This is a genomic window from Corynebacterium meitnerae (assembly GCF_027570075.1).
GTDB lineage: Bacteria > Actinomycetota > Actinomycetes > Mycobacteriales > Mycobacteriaceae > Corynebacterium > Corynebacterium meitnerae.
Window position 1 is genome coordinate 17,777 of sequence record NZ_JAKMUS010000006.1, and the last position, 9,209, is coordinate 26,985.

The following is a 9,209-nucleotide window of genomic DNA, read 5'->3' on the forward strand; positions in this document are numbered from 1 at the left end:
AGTGGACACCCAACTTGTACGGATGTTGTGTCCGTAGGAGAGGATGTTCATTGTGAGCCAACAACGCAAGAAGTACACGCCGGAGTACCGGCGTGAAGCCGCGAATCTGGTGATTGAGTCGCAGCGCCCGATCGCCCAGGTGGCCCGAGAGATCGGTGTCGCCCCGGGGCTTTTGGGCAAGTGGGTCAAAAACGAGCGGGAGCGACGCGGTGCTGCTGATGGGATGAGCGAGGCGGATCTTCGGGCTGAGAATGCGCGCCTGCGCCGTGAGCTGGCAGAGGCCCGGATGGACAACGAGTTCTTGTCAAAAGCGACAGCCTTCTTCGCCGCGAAGCAACGCGAACAGAAAAGTTCGAGCTAATGCGACAGGAGAAGGCGAACTACAGCATCAACCGCATGGCACGCTTGTTAAAAGTGTCACGGTCCGGGTACTACAAATGGGTCAATAAGCAGGAACAACGGTTATCCGGAAACGATGATCGGGCAGCATTCTACGACGATGTTGACCGCAAGATTCACCAGATCTGGTCAGAGTCTGATCACGTCTACGGTGCCCCGCGGATCACCGCAGAGCTCGCCGAGCGCTTCGGCATTGCGCTCAACCGTAAGACTGTGGCTAAGCGGATGCGCCTGATGGGGATCGAAGGGATTTCACCGCGTGCCTTCGCCCCGGTGACCACGATTCAGTCCAAGCGTACGTCCACGCTTCCTGACCTGGTCAAGCGCATGTTTGATGCCGGTAGGCTGAACCGGGTGTGGATGTCGGATATTACCTATCTGCGCACCGGGGAGGGCTGGTTGTACTTGTGCGCGGTCCGTGACGGTCATTCCCGCCGTGTGCTGGGCTGGGCTATGGATAGCGTGCAAGATACTTCCCTGGTCGAGCGGGCCTTGCGGATGGCGCATACGCTACGCGGTGACGTTGCTGATGGCTTGGTGTTTCACGCCGACCGTGGCGCACAGTTTACAAGCGAGCAGCTCTGGGACGTCTGCCGTGGCCTGGGCATTGCCCAGTCCGTTGGGCGTACCGGGGTGTGCTTTGACAACGCGATGGCTGAATCGTTCTGGTCGACACTGAAGACCGAGTTCTACGACCGGCAACGCTGGCCTACCAGGGATGCTGCACGCGCGGGTGTCGCGCGCTGGATTGAAGTGGTCTACAACCGTCGCCGGCGGCACTCCGCACTCGGGATGCTCAGCCCCGTCGACTTCGAGCACCACATCACCCAGACCACCAACGAAGAAGAAACAGCTGCCTAACTATGAGGTAGCTCCACTACGTGTCCACCATTTGCGGGCAACCCCAGGCGATCTTGAGGGGGTCGTCAGGCAGTTGCGTTTTTGAGTGCAGGTGCCACTCGAGCATTTTGCGTTGGCGTTCCCCGGATCTGCCGCGGTGGGCATCGGCGATGCGTTTGAGTTGGGCGTTGATGCCGCCTTCGAGACTGTTTGTTGTTGATGCCCAGCGGGCTGGTTCGAGTGCTTCTGGTGGGGGTTGGAGGTAGGTAAACAGCCAGTTATGGCGCGATAGGTGTAGAAGTGAGTTGTAGGCCTTGCGGACCCGCAGGTGTGTCCATTCCCATTGGTGGTTGAGGGTGCGGCGCTCTTTGGGCACGGGTGTCTTCTCATTTAGAAAGTCCTTGTAGACCACCCCGAAGTCGTGCAGGCGTAGGGTCCATTCGCGTGCTTGGTCAAGTGTGGTGATCTTGGTTAGTTTCAGCGCTAGGGCGTAGATGGTTTTGCCGGCGTCGGTGCGTGGGCGTGAGGTGGTGTAGCGGCGGATGACGCGTTGGGCGTGGACAAGGCAGCGTTGAATGCGTGTGTTGGGCCAGCAGGCTTTGATTGCTGAGTAGGCGCCTTGGCCGCCGTCGAGGACGACGCATAACGGTTCGGCGATACCGCCGAGTAGTTGTGTGTAGGCGTGGGCTGACTCGCGTGTGGCCCAGTGCCAGGCGATGACGTGGTCACGGCTGGCCGCCACAAGCAAGCATCCGGCGTCGGTATAGGTGCCGTCGATGAAGATCTGATCGTAGACCCGGTTCGGGTCTGGGGTGTTGGGAACATCGATGAGCCACAGCGGTTCGAAGCGGCGGTCGAGGGTCCATCTGCTGACTCCGGCATCGCAGGCGATGGTGGTCAGTGACGTCGTGGAGGTCACGTAGCGGTGAAACGCTTTGAAGTCGCGGGCTTTAGTCAGGTCAGGCCGGCGGTGCGTGGTGGAGGTTCCGCAGTCAGGGTTTTTACATCGCCATCTGGTTGTCCCTTTCGTGGTGGTGCCGTTTTTCTTCATTTGCCCAGCACATACGGGGCATTGAGGTCTGTTTGTTGTCACCGGCAAAGCTAACCAGCATCCGCCTACCACACTGGGACGCCGTTCCGGTGGATTGAACGAGAAACGGGCCCGAATAAGGTCTGGAACCTTATTCAAGCCCGATTTGCATAGCTTGATCAGCAGATATGCCGAAAATCAGACACACATTTTGCTACTTAACCCACCTTCGCCCTCGGTGGATGTGTAGGTGGGTGGTCGGCGCAGTATCGCCTCAATGAGTTGGCGGAGTGGGTTGGCACCCAGCCTGCCTTGGATAGTCTGAGTGTGTCGCGTGTGAAGGAGACGGGGCCTTTCGGAAGCACGCTTTCTGACACCCTTCAGGCGCAAGGCGCGCTGCATGTGACAAGCGTTGTCGAGTTCGTTACTGCCTTGGATCAGCTGAACGCTAAGTTCGATGATCTTCCGTTTAGAGAACACCGATTGTTGAAGGTCGACGTCAAGGCTGATATCCAGGGGACGGAGTTCACGTGGGAAGGGTTCAGGTGGGAGCCGGGCTGGCGAGAGAGGTTGATAGAACTTCTTGAGCTCTTCGCCGCCCCTGAGGTTCGCACTGTGAATGTCCGGCATGACGATGACGTCCTCTGGGTCGCAGCGGAACGGGACTTTCAGGTCAGCGACGATGATGCGCGAGCCTACCGTGACAGGCTGTTCCACCACTTAGACGACACGAAGGCTACGGAAACAATCGATCTGTTTGGATTCCCACTGGTGCATCCCACCGAGCCAGATGGTGGGGCTGCTTCTCCGTCGCTTCGTCTCTCGGGGTTCCCCCAGGGGTATGTAGCCACAGCAGCTTTCGCGGAGAAAGTAGACGCTGCAATCCCCTATGCGGTGCGAAGTGTGTGGAGTAATGAGATTTCGTATTCATGGAGGTTTTTCACCGAGGATGAGTACGACGAAGAAGTGATGAAGCAGCTCAAGGAGTTGCTTTCACAGCCGGAAGCCGGCAGCCCCATCAAAGTCGAGATCACAAGCCGCAAGAGGATTCTGGGCACGGTGGATACGAGCCCAACGCCAGAGAAGCTTCCTAAACATCCTGGGAAGTGGCAGGAGGACATGGAGCGGGTGTTTTTCGGCTTCTAGAATGGCTGTCATGTTCCGGAAAATCACTGCCGTCGTAGCCGCGTTGGCCAGCCTTGCTCTCGCTGGATGTGTGTCATCAAAGATCACGCGCGAGCTCGCCCCGGAATTTGCGCAGTGGGCTGCCACTCAGCCCGCACTGGTTGATCTGAAGTTTTCAGCTGCCCTGGCAGGCGGTATCCCGACCAACAGCATTGACGTCGTCGGCGACGTGCATGTGGGCAGCGTGGCTGAGTTCTTTTCCTCCTTGGATCAGCTGTATGCGAGGCTTGCGGAGATGCCTGATGGGGATCGTCTCGGGTTGGACTTGAACGTCAACGCCGATATCGAAGGCACACCGTTCACCTGGAAAGGGAGCAACTGGGAACCTGGCCGGGACAAGGAACTAACAGCGGTTTTCGAGCCTTTCGCCACGCCCGAAGTGCGTACGGTCTTGATGGAGGATTTCTCACGCGGACTGCGGGCCGAGGTTTACCGCGATTTTGAGATCAGCGACGAGGACGCGCATGCCTACCGGGACATGTTGCTCCGCCACCTTGACGGCGTACAACCGTCCGGCAGCATCGAACTCATCGGATTCCCGCTGGCGCGCCCCACACTTACTGATGAGGAGGGGGCTTCCCGCCGTATCTCGCCGGTGCTTCGTCTCTCAGAATTCCCCCAAGGCTATGCCGCCACTGCCGCTCTGGCGGACAAGGTGGATGCCGCCACCCCCTACGCAGTTCGGTCTGTCTGGAGCTTTGAAGGTTTCTACCACTGGGATTTTTACACCGAGGATGAGTACAGCGAGGAGGCAATGAAGCAGCTGAGGTCGTTGCTTTCCAGCCCGGCGGCCGGCGCTCCGGTCGGGGTGCAGATTAAGGGCCCTGACGGCCGCCTGGGCGAGGCCATCGTCGGGGCACCTATGTCCGAACAGCCCGAGGACACTGGACCGTGGGGCGACCGCATGGCCAAGGCCTTCGCTGGCTAAACTGCTGGTCATGGCCCCTGCCCAGCCCCTGCAAGCGACCCTCGCAGAATTTCACGCGGACCGCCCCGCCGGCGCGGATGAGGACGTGCACATGTGCACCGCCATCGTGGACCACGTGATCAATGCGTATTCGGCACCAGGCGATCTTGTCTTCGATCCCTTCGCAGGCTTCGGAACAACGCTGTCACGAGCCGTCGCGCTTGGCCGCCGTGCAGCAGGCGTCGAGCTCCTCCCAGGTCGCGTGGCTCAGATTCATGCAACCACACCGGAAGCACACGTGGTCGAGGGCGATGCGCGGCGCTTCCTGCCACAACTGGCATCGTCGCAGCCACCACCGGCGGTGAACCTGATTCTCACATCCCCGCCCTACATGGCCGAGACAGAGACAGACACCGATCCTCTCGAAGCCTACGAGCAGGGGAGCGGTGACTACCAGCGTTATCTTGCCGAACTCAACGACGTGGCTCGCGCATGCTCACGCCTCGTCCGTCCCGGCGGACACATGGTATGGAACGTCGGCGACATTCAACACGGGGGCGTATACACCCCACTCATCGATGACTGCGCCGCCCTGCTCGCCCAACACCTGGAGCGCATCACAGTCACCGACATTCAGTGGGACGAGTACCCGCACGACATCACCCGCGATGCCCTGCTTGTCTTCCGGAGAGACCAAAACTATGAACCCCAATAAACGCATTCAAATAAACCAGGTGACGCGTGCACCGATGGACGGGGGTTGCATGCGGCGGCGTGTCGATAAATCTCGCAACTTCCCCAAAAATGCTCGACTATTTCCCCAGGTCGAAATTTTTTGGTGTCAGAAATCTCGGATGGCTTCCTCGAAACCTTTGGAACCCCACCACGGATTTGGGTTTCGCCCGCTGAGCGTGGTTTAATACCACAGTTGTCTAAACGCTGGTCGTAGCCGATGCGCGTTTCCGAGTTGAAGCTGCGAGACCCTTCGACGGTGGGTTCCACTGTTCGTCGATAAGCGAAAAGGCACAAAGACATTGACCACGTGCGTACAGGACGGAAATCTGGCGCACATTGATCCAGGTCAGGAGACCAAAAGTGATTCAGAAAGAATCGCGTCTGAAGGTCGCCGACAACACTGGTGCACGCGAAATTCTGTGCATCCAGGTGCTCGGCGGCTCTGTTCGACGCTTCGCCGGTATCGGCGACACGATTGTCGCCACCGTGAAGGAAGCTGCCCCTGGCGGCAACGTCAAGGAAGGCGAGGTTGTCCGCGCTGTTGTGGTGCGTGCAAAGAAGGAAACCCGTCGCCCGGACGGCTCCTACATTGCTTTCGACGAGAACGCTGCAGTTCTGATCAAGAACGACACCGAGCCGCGCGGTACCCGCATCTTCGGCCCGGTGGCACGTGAGCTGCGCGACAAGAAGTTCATGAAGATTGTTTCTCTCGCTCCGGAGGTGATCTAGTTGAAGATCAAGAAGGGCGATATGGTCCAGGTCATCGCTGGTAAGGACAAGGGCGCGCAGGGTCGCGTCATTGAGGCTTACCCGAAGCGTGAGCGCGTCCTCGTTGAGGGCGTCAACCGTGTGAAGAAGCACGTGGCCAACTCCTACAATGAGCGCGGCGCTGAGTCCGGCGGCATTGTCACCCAGGAAGCTCCGATCCACGTGTCTAACGTGATGCTCGTTGATTCCGACGGCAAGCCGACCCGCGTGGGCTTCCGCTTCGATGAGAACGGCAAGAAGGTTCGCGTTGCCAAGTCGAACGGGAAGGACATCTAATGAGCGAGGCTAACTACACCCCGCGTCTGAAGACGCGCTACAAGGACGAGATCCGTGGCAAGCTCTCTGAGGAGTTCGGCTACGACAACGTCATGCAGATCCCGGGTCTGACCAAGATCGTGGTCAACATGGGTGTCGGCGACGCTGCTCGTGACTCCAAGGTGATCAACGGTGCTCTCGAGGACCTCACCGCTATCACCGGCCAGAAGCCGCAGCTGCGTCGCGCGAAGAGCTCGATTGCTAACTTCAAGCTGCGCGAAGGCATGCCGATCGGCGCGAAAGTCACCCTCCGCGGCGACCGCATGTGGGAGTTCCTCGACCGTCTGCTGACGGTTGCTCTCCCGCGTATTCGTGACTTCCGTGGCCTGTCCGACAAGCAGTTCGACGGCAACGGTAACTACACTTTCGGTCTCTCCGAGCAGACCATGTTCTACGAGATCGACGTGGACAAGATTGACCGTCCGCGCGGTATGGACATCACCGTTGTCACCACCGCCACCAACGACGAGGAAGGCCGCGCGCTCCTGCGCCACTTCGGCTTCCCGTTCAAGGACAAGGATGGCAAGATGCAGCGTCCGTAAGCTTTTGCTTATCGACGTCTCATCCCCCGCCCCCCACCATCCCAGCCATTGTGCTGGGTGGTGGGGGCTTTGGCGTTGTGTGGGTGTGTTGCTTTTGGGTCCTCGGCGATCAACTCCCCGGAGTTCGTCGCGCGTCCTGCGGTTTTTCTAAAATCCTGTAGAACTCCCGGGAGTTCGTCGCGCGAGTTGGTTGCTCGCTGGGCGCCGACTTTCTCTTTGGCCGTGTATGGTCAGGGTATATACTTTCCTTTACTTGAGGGCGCTGGAAAGGAGAAGGGCCATGACGGATCTTGCGCGAACCACCGTTTTTATGTCTGGGAACAGTCAGGCAGTGCGAATTCCGAAGGAGTTTCGCTTCGATAGTGACCGTGTGGTGATCAGGAGAAGCGGGAACAGTTTGGTGCTTACTCCTGACCCGAAAGGCGCACTTGACCTTATTGCCTTCATCAATGAAGGTGCGCCCGAAGGGTGGGCTGAGTGCCTTGAAGAACCCCAGGAATTGCCACTCGAAGACATCCCATCCTGGGAGAAGTAGTGAAGTACCTGCTGGATACGAACGTGTGGATCAGCGCTCTGCGGGGATCAAGTGTGTCGGTTATTGGACAGCTCGGGTCGTTGGCCGCGGACGATCTGGTTATGTCCTCGGTTGTTCTTGGTGAATTACTCGTCGGGGTGAGAAAAGCCGGGCTCGAAGAGCAGGAACGGAGAATCCGGGATGTCTCCCGCCAGATGCCGCTCGTGGGAATCAATCAGGCCGAGGCGGCGGAGTATGCCTCTATTCGGGTTGATTTGGAGCAACGCGGTCAACTCATCGGGCCGAACGATCTGTGGATTGCGGCCCAAGCGAGGGCCAACAATCTGACCCTCGTTACGGCAAACGAGCGTGAGTTCGCTCGCGTGCCGGGTTTGAGGGTTGAAAACTGGGAGTCGTAGCTACTCGACGAGCCCGCCGTCGACCATCACCTGGCGCAGCACCTCTGCGGAGTGGTGGAACTGCTTGGTCTCCGTGTCGTCGAGGGCGAGCTCGACGACGTCGCGGATGCCATCGCGGTTGATCACGGCTGGGGTGCCGATGTAGATGTCATCGAGGCCGTAGTGGCCCTCCAGCAGGGCACTGACCGGCAGCACAACATCCTCGTTGCGCAGGACAGCGCGGGTAATGCGGGCCAGGCCACCACCGATGCCGTAGGACGTGGAGCCCTTGGCCTGGATGATCTTGTAGGCGGCATCGCGGGTTTCTTCGAAGATGGTGTCCATGTCGGAGGACGCATCTGGATTGTGCTCCGCGGCTTTCTTGAGCTTCTCCGGCAGGGGAACACCAGCCACGCTTCCGGTGGAAACGACAGGCAGTTCCGTGTCGCCGTGCTCGCCGATGACGTAGGCGTGGACGGAGGTGGAGCTCATGTCGAAGTATTCGCCAAGTGAGTGGCGGTAGCGGGCCGTGTCCAGGATCGTGCCGGAGCCGATCACGCGGGACGAGGGGAGACCGGAGAACTTCCAGGTGGCGTAGGACAGAACATCCACCGGGTTGGTGGCCACGAGGAAGATACCGTTGAAGCCGTGGGCCATGACCTCGTCGACAATGCTCTTGAAGATCTTCAGGTTGCGGGCCACCAGATCCAGGCGGGTCTCGCCTGGGCGCTGGGCAACACCGGCGCAGTTGATCACCATGGCGGCATCACGGCAATCCTCGTAGGTGCCCACGGTGACGCGGGTGTTGTGGCCGGACCACGGCACCGAGTGGTTGAGGTCCTCTACGTGGCCCCACGTCTTTTCCTCATTGATGTCAATGATGGCCAGGTGGTCGCACAGACCCTGGTTGACCAGTGCGTAGGCATAAGCAACGCCGACATCACCGGCGCCGATGAGCACGATCTTGTTGCCGGGGGTGGGTTTGTTAGTCGTGGTTGTCATGGCGGAAGAGTGTCCTTTCACGTTTTCTAACTGAGGTCAAAGGCGGTTGTGCCGCCGATGCTGTTCGGGTCGGTGCGGGTGACAATGCTGACGCGGTTGAACGTGTTGATGGCAAGGATGCTCACCAACACATCGTGCGTCCCCTGCTGGCCGAATCGGTCCACCAGCGCATCCCACAGCTCATCCGGGACGGATTGTTCCCCATCCAGGCGGGTGACGGCGTCGGTGAAGCGGAGGAGGAGGGTCTCGGTAACGTCGAAAAGCTCCTCATGCTCCTCCCACTTTTCCGCGGCGAGAATGCGCTGCGTACTCCAGTTATCCAGGCGCGCGTCGCGGCGGTGCGTGACGGTGCATGCACGGCAGCCGTTGAGCGCGGATGCCCGCAACGCGATGAGGTGGCGGTGATCGGCGCTGACGTGCTGGGAGGAGTACTTGACCATCGGCAAGATTGACCGAATTGCCTCACCGCGCAGTTGGGCGCGGGAGGTTGAGGTGCTGCCTGTGTCGGCCATGCCTCCGACGGTAGTCCAGTCCCGCGGATCGTGCTTGGTAAAAGTTCCTGAGCTGCACATTC

At 59.5% G+C, this 9,209-nt stretch carries 11 protein-coding genes and 1 pseudogene; 9 read left to right on the plus strand and 3 right to left on the minus strand.

What is annotated here, in order from left to right:
- The first annotated feature begins 43 nt into the window (after window positions 1-43).
- A protein-coding gene (locus L8U60_RS05020; RefSeq protein ID WP_269965277.1) for an IS3 family transposase occupies window positions 44-1,260 on the plus strand; the annotation gives its coding sequence in 2 pieces (ribosomal slippage) (window positions 44-305 and window positions 305-1,260; 1,218 coding nt in all).
- Between the two features lie 28 nt (window positions 1,261-1,288).
- Here the strand turns inward: L8U60_RS05020 and L8U60_RS05025 are convergent.
- A pseudogene (locus L8U60_RS05025) lies at window positions 1,289-2,332 on the minus strand (IS1249 family transposase); the annotation flags it as partial.
- A 264-nt stretch (window positions 2,333-2,596) separates the two neighbouring features.
- Between L8U60_RS05025 and L8U60_RS05030 the strand changes: the two are divergent.
- The 8 genes from L8U60_RS05030 (at window position 2,597) to L8U60_RS05065 (ending at window position 7,654) form a co-directional block, all read left to right on the plus strand.
- Window positions 2,597-3,415 (plus strand): hypothetical protein, encoded by an 819-nt coding sequence (locus L8U60_RS05030; protein WP_269965278.1) that lies wholly within the window; start codon window positions 2,597-2,599, stop codon window positions 3,413-3,415.
- A gap of 10 nt (window positions 3,416-3,425) precedes the next feature.
- Complete coding sequence (locus L8U60_RS05035; protein WP_269965279.1) at window positions 3,426-4,382, plus strand: hypothetical protein; 957 nt, start codon at window positions 3,426-3,428, stop codon at window positions 4,380-4,382.
- A gap of 10 nt (window positions 4,383-4,392) precedes the next feature.
- Window positions 4,393-5,076, plus strand: coding sequence for a DNA methyltransferase (locus tag L8U60_RS05040; RefSeq protein ID WP_269965280.1), 684 nt, complete (start codon window positions 4,393-4,395; stop codon window positions 5,074-5,076).
- A 380-nt stretch (window positions 5,077-5,456) separates the two neighbouring features.
- Window positions 5,457-5,825 (plus strand): 50S ribosomal protein L14, encoded by a 369-nt coding sequence (gene rplN, locus L8U60_RS05045; RefSeq protein WP_269965281.1) that lies wholly within the window; start codon window positions 5,457-5,459, stop codon window positions 5,823-5,825.
- On the plus strand, window positions 5,826-6,140 hold the full coding sequence (gene rplX, locus L8U60_RS05050; protein WP_269965282.1) for a 50S ribosomal protein L24: 315 nt from the start codon (window positions 5,826-5,828) through the stop codon (window positions 6,138-6,140).
- On the plus strand, window positions 6,140-6,721 hold the full coding sequence (gene rplE / locus L8U60_RS05055; protein ID WP_269965283.1) for a 50S ribosomal protein L5: 582 nt from the start codon (window positions 6,140-6,142) through the stop codon (window positions 6,719-6,721). The genes rplX and rplE overlap by 1 nt, the downstream gene beginning before the upstream one ends.
- Before the next feature lie 280 nt (window positions 6,722-7,001).
- Window positions 7,002-7,256 carry an antitoxin gene (locus L8U60_RS05060; protein WP_269965284.1) on the plus strand — a complete coding sequence of 85 codons (255 nt, stop codon included), beginning with the start codon at window positions 7,002-7,004 and terminating at the stop codon, window positions 7,254-7,256.
- Complete coding sequence (locus tag L8U60_RS05065) at window positions 7,256-7,654, plus strand: type II toxin-antitoxin system VapC family toxin (RefSeq protein ID WP_269965285.1); 399 nt, start codon at window positions 7,256-7,258, stop codon at window positions 7,652-7,654. The genes L8U60_RS05060 and L8U60_RS05065 overlap by 1 nt, the downstream gene beginning before the upstream one ends.
- Here the strand turns inward: L8U60_RS05065 and L8U60_RS05070 are convergent, their stop codons facing one another.
- The gene (locus L8U60_RS05070) at window positions 7,655-8,635 is read right to left on the minus strand and encodes an L-lactate dehydrogenase (RefSeq protein ID WP_269965286.1); all 981 of its coding nucleotides are present in this window, start codon (window positions 8,633-8,635) and stop codon (window positions 7,655-7,657) included.
- A gap of 26 nt (window positions 8,636-8,661) precedes the next feature.
- Entirely contained in the window at window positions 8,662-9,147 is a 486-nt protein-coding gene (locus L8U60_RS05075; RefSeq protein ID WP_269965287.1) for a carboxymuconolactone decarboxylase family protein, read from the minus strand.
- Window positions 9,148-9,209 lie beyond the last annotated feature (62 nt).

Bases quoted from the DNA above. Each gene is read 5' to 3' on its own strand.
- L8U60_RS05035 (WP_269965279.1), top strand. From the start codon at position 3,426: ATGTTCCGGAAAATCACTGCCGTCGTAGCCGCGTTGGCCAGCCTTGCT.
- L8U60_RS05040 (WP_269965280.1), top strand. From the start codon at position 4,393: ATGGCCCCTGCCCAGCCCCTGCAAGCGACCCTCGCAGAATTTCACGCG.
- rplE (WP_269965283.1), top strand. From the start codon at position 6,140: ATGAGCGAGGCTAACTACACCCCGCGTCTGAAGACGCGCTACAAGGAC.
- L8U60_RS05060 (WP_269965284.1), top strand. From the start codon at position 7,002: ATGACGGATCTTGCGCGAACCACCGTTTTTATGTCTGGGAACAGTCAG.
- L8U60_RS05070 (WP_269965286.1), bottom strand. From the start codon at position 8,635: ATGACAACCACGACTAACAAACCCACCCCCGGCAACAAGATCGTGCTC.
- L8U60_RS05075 (WP_269965287.1), bottom strand. From the start codon at position 9,147: ATGGCCGACACAGGCAGCACCTCAACCTCCCGCGCCCAACTGCGCGGT.